The organism is Microbacterium aoyamense (assembly GCF_023155855.1).
Lineage (GTDB): Bacteria > Actinomycetota > Actinomycetes > Actinomycetales > Microbacteriaceae > Microbacterium > Microbacterium aoyamense.
The window spans coordinates 83,808-103,161 of the sequence record NZ_JAKNUT010000004.1 but is presented as its reverse complement, the minus strand read 5'-3'; the positions used below and the strand labels follow the sequence as shown (position 1 = coordinate 103,161).

General features: G+C 70.3%; 19 protein-coding genes. 7 read left to right on the top strand and 12 right to left on the bottom strand.

What is annotated here, in order from left to right; genetic code table 11:
• Positions 1 to 23: 23 nt before the first annotated feature.
• Both ftsY and smc read right to left on the bottom strand, forming a co-directional pair.
• Positions 24 to 896, bottom strand: a complete 873-nt coding sequence (gene ftsY / locus MA876_RS11790) for a signal recognition particle-docking protein FtsY (RefSeq protein ID WP_248149104.1) — start codon at positions 894 to 896, stop codon at positions 24 to 26.
• Between the two features lie 9 nt (positions 897 to 905).
• Complete coding sequence (gene smc, locus MA876_RS11785) at positions 906 to 4,412, bottom strand: chromosome segregation protein SMC (protein ID WP_248149102.1); 3,507 nt, start codon at positions 4,410 to 4,412, stop codon at positions 906 to 908.
• A 448-nt stretch (positions 4,413 to 4,860) separates the two neighbouring features.
• On the opposite strand from smc, the gene MA876_RS11780 reads away from it, so the two are divergent.
• From MA876_RS11780 to MA876_RS11765, 4 genes are all read left to right on the top strand, one after another.
• Positions 4,861 to 5,115: a hypothetical protein gene (locus tag MA876_RS11780; protein WP_248149100.1), complete on the top strand. Its 255-nt coding sequence runs from the start codon at positions 4,861 to 4,863 to the stop codon at positions 5,113 to 5,115.
• Between the two features lie 68 nt (positions 5,116 to 5,183).
• The gene (locus tag MA876_RS11775; protein ID WP_248149098.1) at positions 5,184 to 6,266 is read left to right on the top strand and encodes a GNAT family N-acetyltransferase; all 1,083 of its coding nucleotides are present in this window, start codon (positions 5,184 to 5,186) and stop codon (positions 6,264 to 6,266) included.
• Positions 6,263 to 7,363 carry a GNAT family N-acetyltransferase gene (locus tag MA876_RS11770; RefSeq protein WP_248149097.1) on the top strand — a complete coding sequence of 367 codons (1,101 nt, stop codon included), beginning with the start codon at positions 6,263 to 6,265 and terminating at the stop codon, positions 7,361 to 7,363. The genes MA876_RS11775 and MA876_RS11770 overlap by 4 nt, the downstream gene beginning before the upstream one ends.
• Entirely contained in the window at positions 7,356 to 8,450 is a 1,095-nt protein-coding gene (locus MA876_RS11765) for a GNAT family N-acetyltransferase (RefSeq protein ID WP_248149096.1), read from the top strand. The genes MA876_RS11770 and MA876_RS11765 overlap by 8 nt, the downstream gene beginning before the upstream one ends.
• Here MA876_RS11765 and mutM read toward each other — a convergent pair.
• From mutM to MA876_RS11735, 6 genes are all read right to left on the bottom strand, one after another.
• Positions 8,440 to 9,351: a bifunctional DNA-formamidopyrimidine glycosylase/DNA-(apurinic or apyrimidinic site) lyase gene (gene mutM, locus MA876_RS11760; RefSeq protein ID WP_248149092.1), complete on the bottom strand. Its 912-nt coding sequence runs from the start codon at positions 9,349 to 9,351 to the stop codon at positions 8,440 to 8,442. The two genes, MA876_RS11765 and mutM, sit on opposite strands and share 11 nt — an antisense overlap.
• The gene (gene rnc / locus MA876_RS11755) at positions 9,344 to 10,036 is read right to left on the bottom strand and encodes a ribonuclease III (RefSeq protein ID WP_248149087.1); all 693 of its coding nucleotides are present in this window, start codon (positions 10,034 to 10,036) and stop codon (positions 9,344 to 9,346) included. The genes mutM and rnc overlap by 8 nt, the downstream gene beginning before the upstream one ends.
• A gap of 19 nt (positions 10,037 to 10,055) precedes the next feature.
• Positions 10,056 to 10,265 carry a 50S ribosomal protein L32 gene (rpmF, locus tag MA876_RS11750; protein ID WP_248149085.1) on the bottom strand — a complete coding sequence of 70 codons (210 nt, stop codon included), beginning with the start codon at positions 10,263 to 10,265 and terminating at the stop codon, positions 10,056 to 10,058.
• A gap of 2 nt (positions 10,266 to 10,267) precedes the next feature.
• Positions 10,268 to 10,783, bottom strand: coding sequence for a YceD family protein (locus MA876_RS11745; RefSeq protein WP_248149082.1), 516 nt, complete (start codon positions 10,781 to 10,783; stop codon positions 10,268 to 10,270).
• Positions 10,784 to 10,889: 106 nt separating this feature from the next.
• The gene (gene coaD / locus MA876_RS11740; protein ID WP_248149080.1) at positions 10,890 to 11,387 is read right to left on the bottom strand and encodes a pantetheine-phosphate adenylyltransferase; all 498 of its coding nucleotides are present in this window, start codon (positions 11,385 to 11,387) and stop codon (positions 10,890 to 10,892) included.
• A gap of 53 nt (positions 11,388 to 11,440) precedes the next feature.
• Complete coding sequence (locus tag MA876_RS11735) at positions 11,441 to 13,612, bottom strand: ATP-dependent DNA helicase RecG (RefSeq protein WP_248149078.1); 2,172 nt, start codon at positions 13,610 to 13,612, stop codon at positions 11,441 to 11,443.
• Between the two features lie 76 nt (positions 13,613 to 13,688).
• Between MA876_RS11735 and MA876_RS11730 the strand changes: the two genes are divergently transcribed.
• Both MA876_RS11730 and rsmD read left to right on the top strand, forming a co-directional pair.
• Positions 13,689 to 14,276 carry a 1-acyl-sn-glycerol-3-phosphate acyltransferase gene (locus tag MA876_RS11730; RefSeq protein WP_248149076.1) on the top strand — a complete coding sequence of 196 codons (588 nt, stop codon included), beginning with the start codon at positions 13,689 to 13,691 and terminating at the stop codon, positions 14,274 to 14,276.
• Between the two features lie 4 nt (positions 14,277 to 14,280).
• Positions 14,281 to 14,853, top strand: coding sequence for a 16S rRNA (guanine(966)-N(2))-methyltransferase RsmD (rsmD, locus tag MA876_RS11725; RefSeq protein ID WP_248149074.1), 573 nt, complete (start codon positions 14,281 to 14,283; stop codon positions 14,851 to 14,853).
• Here the strand turns inward: rsmD and thiL are convergent.
• Positions 14,826 to 15,803, bottom strand: a complete 978-nt coding sequence (gene thiL / locus MA876_RS11720; protein WP_248150135.1) for a thiamine-phosphate kinase — start codon at positions 15,801 to 15,803, stop codon at positions 14,826 to 14,828. The genes rsmD and thiL overlap by 28 nt on opposite strands.
• Before the next feature lie 174 nt (positions 15,804 to 15,977).
• On the opposite strand from thiL, the gene MA876_RS11715 reads away from it, so the two are divergent.
• A complete protein-coding gene (locus MA876_RS11715; RefSeq protein WP_248149072.1) occupies positions 15,978 to 16,463 on the top strand; it encodes a DUF3515 family protein in 486 nt (161 codons plus the stop codon).
• Positions 16,464 to 16,466: 3 nt separating this feature from the next.
• Here the strand turns inward: MA876_RS11715 and MA876_RS11710 are convergent, their stop codons facing one another.
• The 3 genes from MA876_RS11710 to MA876_RS11700 are packed head-to-tail and all read right to left on the bottom strand — an operon-like array spanning position 16,467 to position 19,354.
• Positions 16,467 to 17,543, bottom strand: coding sequence for a D-alanine--D-alanine ligase family protein (locus MA876_RS11710; RefSeq protein WP_248149071.1), 1,077 nt, complete (start codon positions 17,541 to 17,543; stop codon positions 16,467 to 16,469).
• Positions 17,443 to 18,591 (bottom strand): NAD(P)H-dependent glycerol-3-phosphate dehydrogenase, encoded by a 1,149-nt coding sequence (locus MA876_RS11705; protein WP_248149070.1) that lies wholly within the window; start codon positions 18,589 to 18,591, stop codon positions 17,443 to 17,445. Before MA876_RS11705 ends, MA876_RS11710 begins: the two co-directional genes overlap by 101 nt.
• Positions 18,581 to 19,354 (bottom strand): lysophospholipid acyltransferase family protein, encoded by a 774-nt coding sequence (locus MA876_RS11700; protein WP_248149069.1) that lies wholly within the window; start codon positions 19,352 to 19,354, stop codon positions 18,581 to 18,583. Before MA876_RS11700 ends, MA876_RS11705 begins: the two co-directional genes overlap by 11 nt.

Genomic DNA, 19,354 nt, shown 5'->3' with positions numbered 1-19,354 from the left:
CGCCCGGGTGCCAGTCCCGAAGGTCAGTCCACGAGCGACGCGGCGAAGACGTGCGGCGTGAAGCCCGTGAGGTCGCCGATGCCTTCGCCCTGGCCGAGGAGCTTGACGGGGATCCCCGTCTTCTCCTGCACGTTCAGCACGAACCCGCCCTTGGCGGATCCGTCGAGCTTCGTGAGCACCAGACCGGTGACGCCGGCGTGCTCGAGGAACGCCTGGGCCTGCATCACGCCGTTCTGGCCGGTCGTGGCATCCAGCACCAGGAGGACTTCACTGATCGGCGCCTGCTTCTCGATGACGCGCCGGATCTTGGTGAGCTCGTCCATGAGCCCGCCCTTCGTGTGCAGGCGGCCCGCGGTGTCGACGAGCACGATCTCGGTGCCGGTGCGCTTGGCGTAGTCGATGGTCTGGAAGGCGACGGATGCCGGATCCTGGCCCTCCTGCTGCGGCCGCACGATCGTCGCCCCGCCGCGCTCGGCCCACGTCGCGAGCTGGTCGACGGCCGCGGCGCGGAAGGTGTCGGCCGCACCCACGACGACGGAGCGGTCGTAGCGCTTCAGGAAGTTCGCGAACTTGCCGATCGTCGTCGTCTTGCCGACGCCGTTGACCCCGACGACCAGCACGACGGCCGGCCGCTCGGTGAGCTTGAGGGTCGTGTCGAACTTCGCGAAGTGCTCCTCGAGCGTCTCGACGAGCATGCGCTTGAGGTCGCGCGGATCGGTCGTGCGGTATCGCTCGACCTTCTCGCGCAGTTCGTCGACGATGCGCTCCGTGATGTCGGGACCGAAGTCGGCCGTGAGCAGCGCGGTCTCGAGGTCGTCCCACGTCGTCTCGTCGATCGTGGGCTTGACGAACATGCCGCGCAGCGCGCGGCCGAGCGACCAGGAGTTCTCAGCCATGCGACCAGCCTACGAGGCGACGCGCTCCCCCACTCGCTGGCCGACGACGGCCGACACGCCGTCCTGGCGCATCGAGACGCCGTACAGCGCATCCGCGATCTCCATCGTGCGCTTCTGATGCGTGATGACGATGAGCTGGCTGGATGCCCGCAGCTGCTCGAACACGCCCAGGAGGCGCCCGAGGTTCGCGTCGTCGAGGGCCGCCTCGACCTCGTCGAGGATGTAGAACGGGCTCGGCCGCGCCTTGAAGATCGCGGTCAGAAGGGCGACCGCCGCGAGCGACCGCTCGCCACCCGACAGGAGCGAGAGTCGCTCGATCTTCTTTCCGACCGGCCGCACCGCGACCTCGATGCCCGTCGTCAGCGGGTCATCGGGGTTCGTGAGCGAGATGCTGCCCGTCCCCCCGGGGAACAGGATCGGGAAGACCTCGCCGAACGCGATCTTCGTGTCCTCGAAGGCGGCGAGGAAGATCGTCTGCATCCGCTCGTCGAGCTCTTCGATGATCGTGACGAGGTCCTTGCGGGTCTGCGTGAGGTCGGCGAGCTGCTCGGTGAGGAACGCGTGGCGCTGCTCGAGGGCTGCGAACTCCTCGAGCGCGAGCGGGTTGACGCGACCGAGCTGCGCGAGCTTGCGCTCCGCGTCGGCGAGCCTGCGTCGCTGAGCGGCGCGGTCGTAGGGGACGGATGCCTCGTTCTCGCCCTCGGCAGGTATGGCCTGATCGGGACCATATTCCGAAATGAGAATGTCCTCGTCGAGCCCGAGCTCCGAAGCGACGCGCTCGAGGAGCCCGGTCACGTGCAGGCGCTTCTCGTGGATCTGCAGCTCCAGGCTGTGCACGCTCTCGGTGAGCCCTGCAAGTCGCTCCCGCAGACCGGATTCCTGCCCCCGCAGCGTCGCGAGCTCTTCGGTCAGCGCCGTGCGCGCCGATTCGGCGGTCGCGAGCTCGACGCGTGCGACCGAGACCGATCGGTCGACCGAGTCCAGGACCGCGGGCAATTGGTCCGCGACGCCCGCCGCGATCTCGCGCTGCGCGCGACGCACGACCGCACGACGTGCCGCCTCGGCGGCCGCTTCGCGCTCGCGCTCCCGCTGACGCTCGAGCTGCACGACCCGGGATTCGCCCGCGCGGATGCGCTCCTTGAGCGTCTCGACGTCCAGTCGCGCGCGCATCTCGGCATCGCGCGCTCCCTCGAGGTCGGCGAGCATGCCGTCGCGCGCCGAGGCGTCGAGGATGGGCCGCGGTGCCTCGAGGGCGTTCGTGAGCTGATCCTCGGCGGAGCGCGCCGACGCCTCCGCGTCCTCGACCGCGGTGGTCGCTTGAGCGAGACCCGCTTCGAGCCGCTCGCATTCGGCGACCGCCGCCTCGTGGCGGACGGTCGCCCGGTTGACCTGCTCGGTATGGGCGGCGAGGGCGGCGTCGTGCTCGCGGAGTGTCGTGAGCGCGGTCTTCGTGCGCTGTCGCGCGGACTCCAGTCCGCTGACCGCGTCACCGAGCGCCTCGCGCAGCGAGTCCGCCACCACCGTGATCTCGTCACGACGCTCGGCTGCGGCATCCCGCTCCGCGACGAGCTCCAGCCGCGAGCGCCCCTGACCCGATCCGGCTCGCACGGTGTACTCGGTGACGACTTCGCCCGTGCGCGTGACGATCGTGACCGGTCCGGCCGCAGCGAGCGCGGGCCCCGCGGCGACCGCGGTGTCGAGGTCGTCGGCGATGACGACGAACGCCAGGATGCCGAGCACACCCTCGGGCGCCGTCACGACATCCCGCGCGGGCGTGATCCCTGCGACCGCAGGGAACGACGGCGTCTTCGAGCCCGCATCGGCGATCGCGATGTCGATCGCACCGAGGTCGCCCTCGCGCACGAGCCGAGCGGTCGCGACGGCATCGGAGCGGGAGTCGACGAGCACGCCCTCGACGAGCGGACCGAGGGCCGCGGCGATCGCGGCTTCGTAGCCCGCGGTGATCTTCACGGCGTCGCCGAGCAGACCGCGAACGCCGGCGGCCCCGAGCGCGACGATCTCGGCTGCCGCGTTGCGGCCGTCGAGCGCGCGGCCCAGAGCGGTCGTCTGCGCCGTGAGCGCCTCGAGCTCGCGCTCGGCCGCGTGCAGGCGCTCGCGCAGCGTCGCCGCGCTCGATTCGGCATCGGTCGCGTCGCGCTGGGCGCGCTCGTACGCCGCGGCGTACTCGGCCCCCGAACCCTCCGGGACCAAGTCGGGATCCACTCCCGCGAGCGTCTCGGCCGCCTCCGCGCGGCGCGCGAGCGCGGCATCCAGCGCCTTCTGCTGGCGTTCGACGGCGGTGCGGACGGCGGTGAGGGCGGATGCCGCTGCCTCCGCCGAGCCGCGGAGCGCCGTGATCCGCATGTCGTGCTCCGACACGAGCGCGCTCTGCGCAGCGATGTCGACGTCGAGGGCGTCGAGCTCCGCCCGCGCCCGCATGACGTCGCGGGATGCCGACGCCGCGGCGTCCTGAGCGTCACCGAGCCCCGCCGAGATCTCGTCGATCTCTGCACGCGCCTCGTCGATCATCGCCTGCGACACCGTCGTGAGCTCGAGACGCTCATCGTCATCCGAGTCGCCCAGGAGCGCGAGCCGCTGGCCCGCGAGCGTGTACAGCGACCTCAGCCGCTCCTGCACCCGCTCGAGACCGTGCACGACGCGCCGCGCCTCGTCGACGGCTTCACTGCGCTGGTCGGTCTCGAGCTGCTCGATGCGCGCCCGCACGTTGTCGGACTGGTCCTGCAGCACGAGTCGCTCGGTGTGCCGCGACTGCTCGCTGCGGACGTGGTCGGCGAGCTGCGCGCGCAGGCTCGCGAGGTCGTCCGCGAGCAGGCGGGCCTTGGCATCGCGCACGACGGCGGCGATCGTCGCGGCCTCGCGTGCGATCTCGGCCTGCCGCCCCAGCGGCTTGAGCTGGCGGCGGAGTTCGCCCGCGAGGTCGCTCAAGCGCGTGAGGTTGGCCTCCATCGCCTCGAGCTTGCGGAGCGTCTTCTCCTTACGACGGCGGTGCTTGAGGATGCCGGCGGCCTCTTCGATGAAGCCGCGGCGATCTTCGGGCGTCGCCTGCAGGACGCTGTCGAGTCGCCCCTGTCCCACGATGACGTGCATCTCCCGGCCGAGCCCGGAGTCGCTCAGGAGCTCCTGCACGTCGAGCAGTCGGCAGGTGTCGCCGTTGATCGCGTACTCACTCGCCCCGTTGCGGAAGAGCGTCCGGCTGATGCTGACCTCGGAGTACTCGATCGGCAGCGCGCCGTCGCTGTTGTCGATCGTGAGCTGCACTTCGGCGCGCCCGAGCGGGCCGCGCGTCGCGGTGCCGGCGAAGATGACGTCCTCCATCTTGCCGCCGCGCAGGGTCTTGGCCCCCTGCTCGCCCATGACCCAGGCGAGCGCGTCGACGACGTTGGACTTGCCCGAGCCGTTGGGTCCGACGATGCAGGTCACACCCGTCTCGAAGGCGAAGGTCGTCGGCTGCGCGAAGGACTTGAATCCCTTGAGCGTGACGCTCTTCAGGTGCATGCGATCGCCTCCGGCCTGGACATCTCGTCAAAACTAGCCGACGAGCGGAAGGATGCCGCGGCGGCGGGCCGTCACGGCACCACCTCGCCCGCGACACGCCCGGGATACTTGACGACCTGGGAGAACTCCGCTAACGTCACTTCTCGCGTCAGAAGTCGAAAGGAGGTCGCCATGAAGATGCACATGTTCACCACAGCAGCTCCCGCCATTCGCGGAGGAGTCGCTCGTGCCCTGGCGGCCGGGTCCTTCTGCGCGTTCGCACCCACCGCCGGCTGATCCGGCCACGGGAGAACTCCGTCCACTGACGGATCGATCAGGCACCTTCGCCGCCGTCCGCTCCCGCGTTCGCCGCCCCGCCGCCTCGGCCCACGGCCCTGTGCGCGCCACCGGATCCTCGCGATCCCGTTCGGACCCTCACATCCTTCTTCGACTCGAAAGAGACACGACCATGTCGAAACTGCTCCTGGACCTCCGCACTCCGGATCTCCATCCCGCCCCGCAGCTGCCCGATCCCCGCTCTCCGCTGAGCCTCGTGGACCGCGCATCGCTGCACCTCGGTCTCTGGCTGCTCCTGCGCAGCGCGCGCAGCGCGTCGCGCCGTGCGGATCACCACAACCACGCGCGGCTCCTCGCCAACGAACAGGCGCGGCTCGCCCGCGAGGCCGCGGCGCTGCGGCTGCAGCACCTGCGGCCCCACCTGTGACGGTGGTGCGGTCGGCACCCGACCGCACCACCGCCCCCACGACATCCACTTCTGACGAAAGAACCATCATGAGCATCACCACCACGGGCCTCGAACTGCGGCCCCTCATCATCCCGAGCAGCATCGACGCCGCCGATGCGCACGACTTCGTGACGATGGTCGACGTGCGCAACCGGGTCTACGAAGAGATCTCCGGTCACGCGGACGAGTCCGTCACCGCCGCCGAGCTGCTCCCCCACTACCAACCCGACCCCGACGAGCTGCGTTTCATGTGGCTCGCGATCCTCGACGGCGAGTTCGTCGGCAGGGCGGGCATCGACATCCCGCAGCACGAGGGCTCGAAGAACGCCTTCTGGCAGATCGAGCTGCTGCGCAAGTCCTGGGGTCAGGGCATCGGCGCCGCCGCGTACGACCTCATCGAGCAGACCGCGCGCGAGCACGGCCGCACGGTGCTGCAGTCGTGGGCATCGCATCCGGCATCCGACGGCCCGCACATCGACGCGCCGACGGGCTTCGGCTCGATCCCGGACGATCGCGCGGCGCACTTCTACCGCCGCCGCGGCTACACACTCGAGCAGGTCGAGCGCAACAGCGCCTTCGATCTGACGGGCTCGTGGGATGAGGTCGAGCGGCTGCACGCCGAGGCTCTCGAGGCCTCCCGCGACTATCGCGTCGTGCAGTGGTCGCCCCCGACCCCGCCGGAGTTCGCCGAGGGCTACGCGTGGATGAAGTCGCGCATGAACACCGACGCCCCCTCCGCCGAGATGGAGTTCGACGAGGAGGTGTGGGATGCCGCGCGCATCGCGCGCCACGACGCGCTCTACACAGACGCCGAGCGCTTCCTGCTCGTGACGGCGGCTCAGCACATCGAGACCGGTGAGCTGTGCGCGTTCAACGAGCTGGTCGTCGGCAAGGACCGCACCGAGGCATCCCACCAGGAGGACACCCTCGTCCTCAAGGACCACCGCGGCCACAAGCTCGGCACGCTCGTGAAGTGCGCGGGTCTGCTCTCGTGGCGCGACCTCGTGCCCGACTCGCGGCGCGTGCTGACCTACAACGCGGAAGAGAACCGCCCCATGCTCGACATCAACGAAGCCATCGGCTTCGCACCGATCGCGTACGGCGGTGCCTGGAAGAAGGTGCTGACATGAAGACGATGATGGATGCCGCGACCCTCACGATCACGCGGATCCCCGTGCCGGCGACGCTCGACGCCGCCGACGCGGGCCCGTTCCTCGAGACGGCGCGCATCGCGGACGAGGTGTGCCGGTACTACGCCGGTCACGACTATTTCGATCAGGACGCCGCGGAGCAGCTGCCGTCCTGGCAGGACCAGACGGACCGCCTCCAGCTCGGCTACACGGCCGAGCGCGACGGCGAGATCGTCGGCGCGCTCACGATGATGATCCCGCTCGAGGACGGCGCGAACAACGTCGAGTTCGACGTCATGGTGCCCCCAGCGCACCTCGATCGCGGTATCGAGCAGGCGTTGTTCGCCGTGCTCGAGACCGAGGCGCGCGCGCACGGCCGGTCCGTCGTCCAGACGTGGACGCTGCACAAGCCCGATCTGTCGGGACCGCAGCTCGCGTCGCCCACGGGCCTCGGCTCGATCCCGGCCGACGATCCGCAGACGAAGCTCATGCTCGCGCAGGGGTACTCGTTCGAGCAGACCGAGCGCAACAGCGTCTTCGACCTCACCGGCTCGTTCGAGCGCGTCGAGGCGATGCTCGCCGAAGCCCGGCGCGCGGCCGGCGCGGACTACCGCCTCGTCACGTGGACCTCGCCGACGCCGGACGAGTACAAGGACGGCTTCGCGCACGTGATCTCGCGCATGTCGACGGATGTGCCGACGGGAGAGCTCGTCTGGGTGGAAGAGGCGTGGGATGCCGCGCGCGTCGAGCGTAGGGACAAGCGCCTGCTCGCGGGCGGCCACACGGTGTCGGTCACCGCGGTCCAGCACGTGCCGTCCGGCGAGATCGTGGCGTACAACGAGCTCGTGATCGCGGCCGACCACACTGCCCCCACCCATCAGTGGGGCACGCTCGTCCTCAAAGAGCACCGTGGTCACCGACTCGGAGCTCTCGTGAAGTGCGCCAACCTTGTTCGCTGGCGGGATCTCATGCCGGATTCGCCGCGAGTCTCGACCTTCAACGCCGAGGAGAACCGTCCCATGCTCGACATCAACGAGGCGATCGGCTTCGTTCCGGCGTCGTACGCCGGCGCGTGGAAGAAGACGTTGGATGCCTGAGGCCACGACGCTCGACGAGCTCGCGCTCACACCCGTCTCGGTGCCGGACACCGTCGCGGGTGTGAGCGCGGACGAGGGTGCCGACTTCCGGGCCGCGATCGACGTGCGCAACCGTGTGAACGTCGCGCTGCTCGGCGCCGACGCGCTCGAGGTGACCCCCGAGCAGTCGTATCCGCACTGGCTCACCGAGGATGAAGAGGTGCACGGCTGGCTCATGCGCTCACATGGCACGGTCGTCGGCCGCGCGATGATGTGGGTCCCTCTCGAAGACGGATCGCAGCGCGTGCAGCTGCGCGTCGAAGTGCTGCCCGAGCACCGCGGTCGCGGGATCGGGCGGCGCGCGCTCGCGTTCCTCGAGGCGCGCGCGGGCGAACGTGGTCGCACGATCCTGCAGGCGTGGACGGAGCATCCATCGTCCACATCGGCCGGTGTCACCGCCCGCACGGGCTTCGGCGCCGTGCCCGACGACCAGGCGACGCGGCTCGCAGTGAGCGCGGGATACGCGCTCGAGCAGGTCTACCGCGTCAGCACGCTCGACCTGACGAAGCCGCTCGATCGGGTCGCACCGCTGCGCGATGAGGCCGAGCGCGCGAGCGAGGGATACCGCTACGTCTCGTGGATGGCGCCGACCCCCGATGACTGGGTCGACGACTACGCGTGGATGAAGTCGCGCATGTCGACCGACGCGCCCGCAGGCGATTCCGTCATGGACGAGGAGACCTGGGATGCCGCGCGCGTCCGCCGCCTGGAGAAGGTCTGGTCGGACAGCGGCATGGCGGTGCTCGTCGGCGCCGCCGAGCACATCGCGTCAGGACGGCTCGTCGCGTTCACCGAGCTCGTCTCGTTCCGAAAGCCCGGCAAGCCGATCGACCAGAACGACACTCTCGTGCTCGCCGAGCACCGCGGCCACCGGCTCGGCGCCCTGGTCAAGACGCACACGCTCGCCCTCGGTCGCGAGGCGTTCCCCGAGGGGGATCGGATCGTGACCGGCAACGCCGAGGAGAACCGTCCGATGCTCGCGGTCAACGAAGCCATGGGCTTCACGCCGACGCGCTACTCGGGCGAATGGCAGAAGGTCATCGCCTGAGCTTCTGGCAGTAAGGGCAGAAGTGGCTCGAGCGGTTCATGAACGAGACCCGCACGATCGGCCGACCGCAGCGGTCGCACGGCTGACCCGTCCGCCCGTACGCGTGCAGCGAGTGCGCGAAGTAGCCGGCCTGCCCGTTGACGTTGACGTACTGCGCGTCGAAACTCGTGCCGCCCTCGGCCAGAGCTTTGTCGAGCACGGCACGCACCTCGGCGAGCAGCCGGTTCACGGCGCGCGTCGAGAGCGCCGACGCGGACGTCTCGGGATGGATGCGGGCACCCCAGAGCGCCTCGTCGGCGTAGATGTTGCCGATCCCGCTCACCACGGTCTGGTCGAGCAGCACCCGCTTGATCGCGGAGTCCTTACGCGACAGCGCACGCCGGAAACCCGCGTCGTCGAATGCGGGATCGAGCGGATCGCGCGCGATGTGGGCGACCTGCACGGGCATGACGGGATCCGGCGAGCCGAAGCCGCCGGCCGCGGCATCCATCGTCTGCACCAGGGGATCGATCGCGAGGGAGCCGAACGTGCGCTGGTCGGCGAACACGACGGCGAGGTCGCCGTGGACGGGATGCTGCAGGTCGATCCGCACGCGTTCGTGGCGCTCGGCGGGGGCGCCGGGCTCGCGCAGCAGCAGTTGGCCGCTCATGCCGAGGTGACCGACGATCGCCTCGCTCGCGGGCTCCCCCGCCGCGGATTCGAGCGGCAGCCAGAGGAACTTCCCCCTCCGCACGGCGGCGCGGATCGAGCGTCCCGTGAGCGCGGCTTCGAAGTCGAGTCCGGTGCCGGGATGCCGCGTCAGCGCGCGCTCGTCGAAGACGCTCACACCGCTGATGAGGGCACCGGCCACTGCCGGCGCGAGGCCGGCGCGCACGACCTCGACCTCGGGGAGTTCAGGCACGTCCGGTCAGATCTTTCCAGGCGTTCAGAGCGGCCGCCATCTCGGCGAACTTCTTGCTCGTGCCCTCGCCCTGCGCCGTCGCGTCGCCGATGAACACCGTCGCGGTGAAACGGCGCTCGTGATCCGGCCCGGTCGAGGTCACCTCGTAGCGCGGCTGGCCGATGCCCCCGCGCGCCGCGAGCTCCTGCAGGCTCGTCTTGGGATCGGTGGCCGCCCCGTAGCGCTCCGGGTCGTCCAGCAGCGGATCGATGAGCCGCAGCACGAGGGCGGTCGCGGCATCCGGCCCGGCGGACAGGTACGTCGCCCCGATCACCGCCTCGGTCGTGTCGGCGAGGATCGAGTCCTTGTCACGTCCCCCGGTCTGGTCCTCGCCGCGGCCGAGCTTGACATACTCCCCCAGCCCGATCCCGCGTGCGACCTGCGCCAGCGCGACAGTCGAGACGACGCTCGCGCGGCGCTTCGCGAGCGCCCCTTCTTCGAGTTCGGGATGCCGCGTGAACAGCCGCACGGTGACGGCCTGTCCGAGCACGGAGTCGCCGAGGAACTCGAGGCGTTCGTTGTGCGGCACCTGGCCGTTCTCGTACGCCCACGAACGATGGGTGAGGGCGAGCGACAGAAGCTCGGGGTCGATATCGACCCCGAGCTTGTCGGTGAGGCTCGAAAGCCCCGATGTGGCGCCTGGCACCGCGTGGATCGCGGATCGATCAGACGTCGGCGACCTTGCGGCCCTTGTACTCGAGGAACAGCTCGGTGCCCTGCGAGTCGGTGACGACCTTCGCCTGGTGCGGGCGGCTGTAGACGACCTTGCCGTTCTCGACCGTCTTGACGAGCGGGGTGGCCTCGGCCTTCCACTGCGCGCGACGCGAGCGGGTGTTCGAGCGGGAGACCTTCCGCTTCGGGGGGTTACCTGCCATGACTAGCTCTCTTCTGTGTTCTCGGCGGTTCCGCTCACGGCCGTGGGGCGCGGAGCATCGTCGTCGTGGTCTGTGGTGTAGTCCTGGAGCGCGGCCCAGCGTGGATCGAGGGGCTCGCGCGGCTCTTCGCCGGCGGTTTCGGCCAGCCTCTCGCCCGTGTTCGGATCGAGTCCGGGGCAATCCGGCTGGCACACCGGCTGAAACGGAAGCGACAGGACGATCGCATCCCTGACGAGAGTTTCAAGATCCACGTGGTCGTCTTGAACCTCGAAGTCAGATGTTTCCTCACCAGGATACGCGAAAAGCTCCTGAATCTCGACTTGGAGCGGCTCGGCGATGTCCGTGAGGCACCTCCCGCACACGCCTTCGTACCTCGTGTCGACGGTCGCGGTGACGAGGATGCCCTCGTGAACGGACTCGACGCGCCCGTCGATGACGATCTGCTCGCCCTCGGGGATCGACACGAGCCCCTCCCCCCACTTCTCGTTCGTGGGGATCTCGAGCGTGACTTCGCGCATCTCGCCGGAGCGGTGGACGATGTCTCGAACGGGAACGGCGAAACGGCCGTGGCGGTGCCTGGTCACAAGCGTCGATTCTACCGGGCACGCAACCGGGAAGGGCCTGTCAGTGCTCCTGCACACCCGTGGAGAGGAAGCGTGCGACGGGGGCCGGAACGAACGGCGAGACGTCCCCGCCGAGGCCCGCGACCTGACGGACGAGCGAGCTCGAGACGAGCGCGTGGGAGGGGTCCGGCAGGAGGAAGACCGTCTCGACGTGCGCGAGGTGACGGTTGACGATCGCCATGGGCGTCTCGTAGGCGACATCCACTTGCGAGCGGATGCCCTTCACGAGGACTCCGGCATCCACATCCACCGCGTAGTCCACGAGGAGTCCCATGCTCCACGACGCGACGATGACGTCGCCCTCGATCTCGGTCTCGGCGATCGACTGCTCGAGCAGCGCGAGGCGCTGAGCGATGGGCAGCATCGCCTCTTTGCCCGGGTTGTGCACGACCAGGACGTGGAGCTGGTCGTAGAGGCCCGCGGCACGGCGGATGACATCGAGGTGGCCGAGAGTCGGCGGGTCGAATGACCCGGGGACGACGGCGATCCGAGGATTCACACTCCCAGCGTAGCCGTGCCGAGCAGGCGCTGACGCGCGGGGCTGCGAGGTGGTCAGTTGCGCGCGAGGGCCGCGCGCTCAGCCAGGCCGACGCGCCGTTCGATGGCGGATTCGAGTCCCGGATGCCGCACCAGCGCAGGATCGTCTGCGAGCACCTTTTCGGCCGCGACGCGGGCCTCGGCGATGAGATCGGCGTCCTTCACGACGCGCAGGAGACGCAGAGAGGACCGCGCGCCGGACTGGGCGTCGCCGAGCACGTCGCCCTCTCCCCGGAGGTCGAGATCGACCTCGGCGAGCTCGAAGCCGTCGAGCGTCGCGGCGACCGCCTCGACCCGCTGGCGCGCGGGTGAGCCGGGGGGCGCCTCGGTCACGAGCAGGCACAGCCCGGGAACTCCCCCGCGGCCGACGCGCCCGCGCAGCTGATGCAGCTGCGAGACACCGAAGCGATCGGCCTCGAGGATCGCCATCGTCGAGGCGTTCGGCACATCGACCCCGACCTCGACGACGGTGGTCGCGACGAGCACGTCGATGTCACCGCGCGCGAACGCCTGCATGACGGCATCCTTCTCGTCCGACGGCATCCTGCCGTGCAGGATCTCGACGCGGATGCCCTCGAACGCCGGATGCCGCGACAGCAGATCGGCGACCTGCACGACCCCCCAGCGCGTCTTCTCGGACTCGCCCTCGAGCACGCCGGCGTCGGGCTGCTCGGCATCGGCCTTCGCATTCTTCGCGAGCGCCTCGGCATCGATCGCCGCGCACACGACGAACGCCTGGCGCCCCTTCGCGACCTCTTCGGCGATGCGCTCCCACACGCGCCCGAACCACGCGGGCCGCTCCGCCAGGGGCGCGACGAACGTCTCGATCCCGGCGCGGCCCTGCGGCATGGTGCGGATCGTCGAGACGTCGAGATCGCCGAAGACGGTCATCGCGACCGTCCGCGGGATCGGCGTCGCCGTCAGCACCAGCGCGTGCGGCGCCGAGCCCTTGGCCCGCAGCGCTTCACGCTGCTCGACGCCGAAGCGGTGCTGCTCGTCGACGACGACGAGGCCGAGGTCGGCGAACGTCGTCGTGTCGCTCAGCAGGGCGTGCGTGCCGATCACGATGCGGGCTTGACCGGACGCCGCGCGCAGCGCCGCCTTGCGCCGCTCGGCGGCGGGGAGCTGGCCCGTGAGGAGAGTCGGCATGAGCTCGGGCGCGAGCCGGGGGCCCAGCATCCGGGCGATCGAACGCACGTGCTGACCGGCGAGCACCTCGGTCGGCGCGATGAGCGCGGACTGCCCGCCGCTCTGGGCGACCTGCAGCATCGCGCGCAGCGCGACGAGCGTCTTGCCCGACCCGACCTCGCCCTGCACGAGCCGGTTCATGGGCCAGTCGCCCTCGAGATCGTGCGCGATCTGGTCGCCGACCGAGACCTGGTCGGGCGTGCGCTCGAACGGGAGCGCCGCGTCGAAGCGCTCGAGCAGCGCGCCGGGCTCGCGGCTCGTCGCCGACAGCGCACGCACGAACTGCCGCTGCTGCAGAAGGGCCGCCTGCAGGACGAACGCCTCGTGCATCCGCAGCGTCGCCCGCGCCCGCTCGTACTCCTCTTCGGACTGCGGCCGATGCATCCATTCGATCGCCTCGCGCGCGCTCACGAGGCCGTGACGCTCCCGCAGCTCGTCGGGCAGCGGATCGGGAACGGGACCGAGGCCGTCCAGCACGAGGTCCACGATCTTCGTGAGCTGCCAGCTCGCGAGCGTGCTCGTCGCGGGGTAGATCGGGATCGGAACGGTCGCATACGCCTGCGCGGTCTGGCGGGCCTCGTCCTCGTCGTCGAAGAGCTCGTAGTCGGGGTGCGCGAGCTGCGTCACGCCCCGGTACTCCCCCACCTTGCCTGCGAAGATGCCTCGCCGGCCGGGGCTGAGCTCCTTCGACCGCCACGCTTGATTGAAGAAGGTGAGCGACAGCGTGCCCTGCCCGTCGCTGATCGTGACCTCGAGCAGCGTGCCCTTGCGGTTCTGCATGCGCCGCTCGTTGACCCGCACCACTTCGGCGACGATGGTGACGGGCTCGCCGAGCGGGAGCGACGAGATCGGCGTGAGCTCGCCGCGGCGGGCGTACCGGCGCGGATAGTGCGAGACGAGGTCGCCGACCGTGCGCATGCCGAAGGCCTTCTCGAGCGCCGAGGCGGTCTTGCCCCCGACGACGCCGTCGAGGCGCGACTCGAGGGTCAGATCGGGCATGCTCCGAGTCTAGAGAGCACGTGCGACTTCGGGTTCCATGCGTGAAGCGACATGGACGGGGGCGTACGGTGGCGGCATGATCCGACGACTGCTCGCGCGCGTCTACTGGGCGTGCAGCCGCTGGAAGCTCGTGTCCGAGCCCGCACCCACGACCCCCACGGTCCTGATCGGCGCTCCCCACACCTCGAACTGGGACTTCGTCCTCATGCTCGCGATCGCGTGGCGCCTCGGCATCCCGGTCCGCTGGCTCGGCAAGGACTCGCTCTTCCGCGGATGGCGAGGGCCGATCATGCGCCGGCTCGGCGGCATCGCCGTCGATCGCGCGAACCCGGCGAACGTCGTCGCCGACGTCGTCACCCGCGTCCGCGCGGGCGAAGTGTTCGGCCTCGTCGTGACACCCGAGGGAACCCGCGGGTCGGGCGCCTACTGGAAGTCGGGCTTCTACCGCATCGCGCGGGAAGCAGGCCTGCCCGTGACCCTCGGGTACGTCGACCGCACGACGATGACGACCGGACTCGGCGTCACGATCGAACTCACCGGCGACGTGCCCGCCGACATGGACCTGATCCGCGCCTTCTACGCCGACAAGTCCGGCCTGCGCCCCGAGTTCCGCACGACCCCGCGCCTGCGCGAAGAGGACTCGGCGGCCGCGCCGCTATCGTGAGCGTGTGACACGCATCATCTCGGGCCGCGCGGGTTCGTTGGCGCTGGAGGTTCCGGATGCCGGAACCCGGCCGACGTCGGATCGCGTGCGCGAATCCCTCTTCGGTGCACTCGAGTCGGCTGACGCGGTGCGCGGCGCGGCGGTGCTCGACCTCTACGCCGGTTCGGGAGCGCTCGGACTCGAGGCGCTCAGCCGGGGCGCGGTATCCGTCGACCTCGTCGAGAAGGCGCCGCGCGCAGCCTCCGTCGCCCAGCGCAACGCGGCGCGCGTCGTGAAGTCCCTGGGCGGGGGTGTCGCGCAGGTCCACCGCGCCGGGGTCGACGCGTATCTGCGCGGCGCGCGCGGACCTTTCGATCTCGTGCTGATCGACCCCCCGTACGACCTCGGCGAGACCGAGCTCACGACCGCGCTCGCACTGCTCGTGCCGGTGCTCGCCGCCGACGCGACCGTCGTGATAGAGCGGTCGTCCCGATCCGCCGAACCCACGATGCCCGAGGGGCTCGAGACCGCGCGCTCGAAGAAGTACGGCGACACGACGCTGTGGTGGGCTCAGCCCCGGCCCGCATCCCAGTCCTGATACGGGTCCCAGCCGCCGCGGCCGTCGTGCGGGCTTCCGTCCACGAGCACGGGATGCTCGCCGCGATCCACGACCCGGCCGATTGCGCGGAAGCCGTCCGGGAGCGTCTGGGGGAACGTCGCCAGCAGCGCGTGGTCCTCGCCACCCGAGAGCGCTGACTCGGGATGGTCGCCGAGCGCAGCAGCGTCGAGGGCGACGGTGACGCCGGATGCCGCGGCCAGTCGTGTGGCGTCGAGCACGAGGCCGTCCGACACGTCCATCATGCCCGTCGCACCGGCCCGCGCCGCGGCGGCACCGAGCGCGATCGGCGGAGCGGGGCGCAGCTGCGCGACGAGTTCCGGATCGTCGCGATGAGCCGCATCGATCGGGATCGGTCGGCCCGCCGCATCCCGGAACCTCCCGAACAGAAGCGCGAGTCCTCGACCTGCCGCGCCGAGCTCGCCCGCGACCGCGACGACGTCGCCGACCCGCGCACCGGACCGCAGCACCGGCTCACGGTCGTCGAGCGAGCCGAGCGCCGTGACGGCGATCGTGAGCGTGTCCGACACCGTGAGGTCGCCGCCCTCGACGGTGCATCCCGGCGCGAGCGACTCGCAGGCCTCGCGGAGCCCGTCGGCGAGACCTTCGACGAACGAGAGCCGCGTGTCTTCCGGCATCGCGAGGGCGACGAGGAGCGCCGTCGGGCGCGCACCCATCGCGGCGATGTCGGCGAGGTTGACGGCGGCGGCCTTCCACCCGAGGTCGTACGCGGTCGACCACGCGAGGCGGAAGTCCGGCCCGTGCACGAGCGTGTCGACCGTCGCGACCACGCGCCCGTCGGGCGCGGTGAGCACAGCCGCGTCGTCGCCGGGGCCGATCTCGGCCTGCGAGGGCCCGAGCCGCGAGAGGATCGCGCGCAGCACTTCGCCCTCGGAGAGCTCTCCCACGGTCGGGTCTGCGGCAGCATCCATCACCTCCCCACGCTAGCGCGCATCGCTCGCGGCACCCCGTCGCCGGCGAACCCACACACTTTCCGCGAACCCACACGTATCGGTCGACTGAGCTGTGTGGGTTCGCGCGGATCGTGTGGGTTCGGCGGCGACGACACGACCGGTGACTCGATCGCGCGCGGGTAGCCTGGAGGAGTGCGTGCATCCCGGATTCTGGCGACCCTCGCGACCGCCGTCGCACTGGCCGGCTCGCTCGCCGCATGCACGTCGACGGTGTCGATGGATGCGGCGGCCGACGCGAACGACCCGCTGTGCGCCGATGTCATCGTTCACCTGCCGGGAACGGTCGACGGACAGGATCGACGGTGGACGGATGCCCAGGCGACGGGCGCGTGGGGTGATCCGGCATCCATCCTCCTCACGTGCGGCGTGACGCCGCCCGGCCCCACCGAGGCGCGCTGCATCACGATCGGCGGCGTGGACTGGGTCGTCGACGAGTCCGCTGCCCCGAAGTACCGCATCACGACGTACGGGCGCACGCCCGCCATCGAGGTCTACCTCGACAACGAGGTCGTGAGCTCGAACAACGTCCTCGATCGCCTCGGCCCGATCGTGAACGCCGCGATCCCGGCGGAGAGCGCGTGCGTCGATTCCGAGTCGGTGCTGCCCGACGAGGGCTGAGACCTAGGCTGCGGCGTCGATGAGCTCGCTGATGAGCTCGGGATACGTCATCCCCGAGGCGATCCAGCACTTCGGGAACATCGAGATCGGCGTGAAGCCCGGCATCGTGTTGACCTCGTTCACGAAGAACTCCGTGCCCGTGAAGAAGAAGTCCACCCGGGCGAGGCCTTCGCCACCGAGCGCTTCGAACGCCTGCACCGCGATCCGCTGCATCTCGCGCAGCTCGCCGTCCTGCAGGTCGGCGGGGCACACGAGCTCGATTCCCGGCGCGTCGAGGTACTTCGCCTCGAAGTCGTAGAACTCGCGCCCCGCCACGACGATCTCGCCCGCGACGCTGACGCGCGGGTCGCCGCCGTCCACGCCGGGCAGGACACCGCATTCGACCTCGCGGCCGGTGATCGCCTGCTCGACGAGCACCGTCGCGTCTTCGGCGAAGGCGACGTCGAGCGCGGCATCCAGCTCACTCCAGTCGGAGACCTTCGACACACCTACACTCGAACCAGCGCGGGCGGGCTTGACGAAGGCGGGGAGTCCGAGCGAACGGATGCGGCGGCGCCACAGGTCGCCGTCGCGCGCGAGGTCGGTGCGGGTCACGGTGACCCACGGCACGACGGGCACGCCGGCCGACTTCAGGACGCTCTTGGTCGCGTGCTTGTCCATGCCGATCGCCGACATGAGCACGCCGGCGCCGACGTACGGCAGCCCGATCAGCTCGAGCATGCCCTGGATCGTGCCGTCCTCGCCGAAGCGCCCGTGCAGGATCGGGAAGACGACGTCGACATCGCCGAGGGACCGCGTCCCGTCGGCGTCCACGACGCGAAGCTCGCGCGTCAGCGTCGAATCCGGCCAGAGGATCCGGGTGCCGTTGTCGACGACGTCGGGCAGGCGGTCCTTGTCGAGCGCGAACTTGTCGGGATCGTCGTCCTCGAGGACGAACGCGCCGTCGCGGGTGATGCCGATCGGGATGACGTCGAACCGGTCACGGTCGATCGCCCGCAGCACCCCTCCCGCCGTGGCGGAACTGATCGAGTGCTCGCTGGAGCGACCTCCAAAGAGCACCGCCACCGCCGTTCTGGCCATTCTGCGTCCTTTCGCCCATCGGCGTGTCGTCGTCGGTCGTCAGGTGCGGCGCGATGTCGCGCGGGTTCATCGTGCCGTCGAGCACCATCTTGACCTGCTCGACGATCGGCATCGCGACGCCGACCTCGCGTGCGAGCTGCAGGATGGGGGCGACGGATGCCAGTCCCTCGGCCGTCTGGTTCATCTGCTTCACGACATCGTCGAAGCGATATCCCTGGCCGAGCAGGCGGCCCGCGGTGTTGTTGCGGCTGAGCGGCGACTGGCACGTCGCGATGAGGTCGCCGAGGCCCGCGAGGCCCTGCAGCGTCTCGGGCTGCGCGCCGAACGCGACGGCGAAGTCGGTCATCTCGACGAGGCCGCGCGTGATGATCGACGCCTTCGTGTTCTCGCCGTAGCCGACGCCGTCGACGATGCCGATCGCGACGGCGATGAGGTTCTTGAGCACACCGCCGAACTCCGTGCCGATGACGTCGGTGTTGACGAACGTGCGGAAATAGCCGTTGCGCGCGCGGCGGGCCACGGCGTCCGCCGTCTCCTGGCTCGTCGACGAGATGACGGCGGCGGTCGGCTGCTCGCGCGCGATCTCGAGCGCGAGGTTGGGTCCGGATGCCACGGCGATGCGATCGGGATCGCAGTGCAGCTCCTGCTCGATCACCTGGCTCATCCGCAGACCCGTGCGGCGCTCGACGCCCTTCATGAGCGACACGATCGGGGCGTCGGTCTGCGCGATGAGGGGGCGGACGGCCTTCAGGTTCTGGCGAACGGCCTGACTGGGGATCGACAGGTAGACCTGCTCCGCGCCGTCGAGCGCCTCGGAGAGGTGATGGGTCGCCGACATCGACCGCGGCAGGTTGATGCCGGGGAGGTACTCGCTGTTGCGCTTCGCCTCGTTGATCTCGTGCGCGAGTTCGGGTCGACGGGCCCACATCGTGACATGCGCGCCGCCGTCGGCGAGGATCTTGCCGAACGTCGTGCCCCAGCTGCCGGCGCCGACGACGGCGACGCGCGGCTGCGCATCGCCCCGACGGGATTCCTGTCTAGGAGTCAAGGCGCCCCGTCTCCTTCTGCCCGTGCACCGCCGGATCCCACCGCTCGGCGGGTGCCTTCTCGTCACGCAGCTCTTCGAGCAGCGCCGTGACGGCATTCATGAGGTGGGTCGTCGCCTCGATCAGGAGCGAGTTGGTGAGCGGCCTGCCGCGGAACTCGCTCAGATCGACAGGCTTTCCCACGCGGACCATGACGGGTCGCCGCGGGGGCCAGAGACGGAGCTTGCCGTAGCGCGGCATGATCGCCTGCGTACCCCAGTGGGCCATCGGGATGAGGGGGATGTCGGCTTCGAGCGCGAGACGCACGGCGCCCGTCTTGCCGCGCATGGGCCACATGTCGGGGTCTCGCGTGAGCGTGCCCTCGGGGTAGACGATGACTCCGCGGCCGTGCTCGACCAGGGTCTCGGACGCGCTCAGCGTCTGCTTCGCCGACGCGCTCGAGGACGACCGGGCGACGGGCACCATCCCGGTCGAGCGCAGCGCCCAGCCGAGCACGGGCACACGGAAGAGGCTCTCCTTCGCCATGAACCGGGGCGGGCGTCCGAGGCGCCAGACGGCGACCGCCACGATCAGCGGATCGACCTCGGAGTAGTGGTTCGGCGCGAGGACGTACGCGCCGCTCGGCTGCAGCTTCTCACCCGAGATGCGGATCTTCGCGATCAGCCCGACGAGCGGGACGACGACCGACGCGAGCAGCCAGAAGACGAAGGGCCGTGGTTCGCGCGGCGCCTTCACCGCGGATTCGCCGGCCGAGGATTCGCTCAT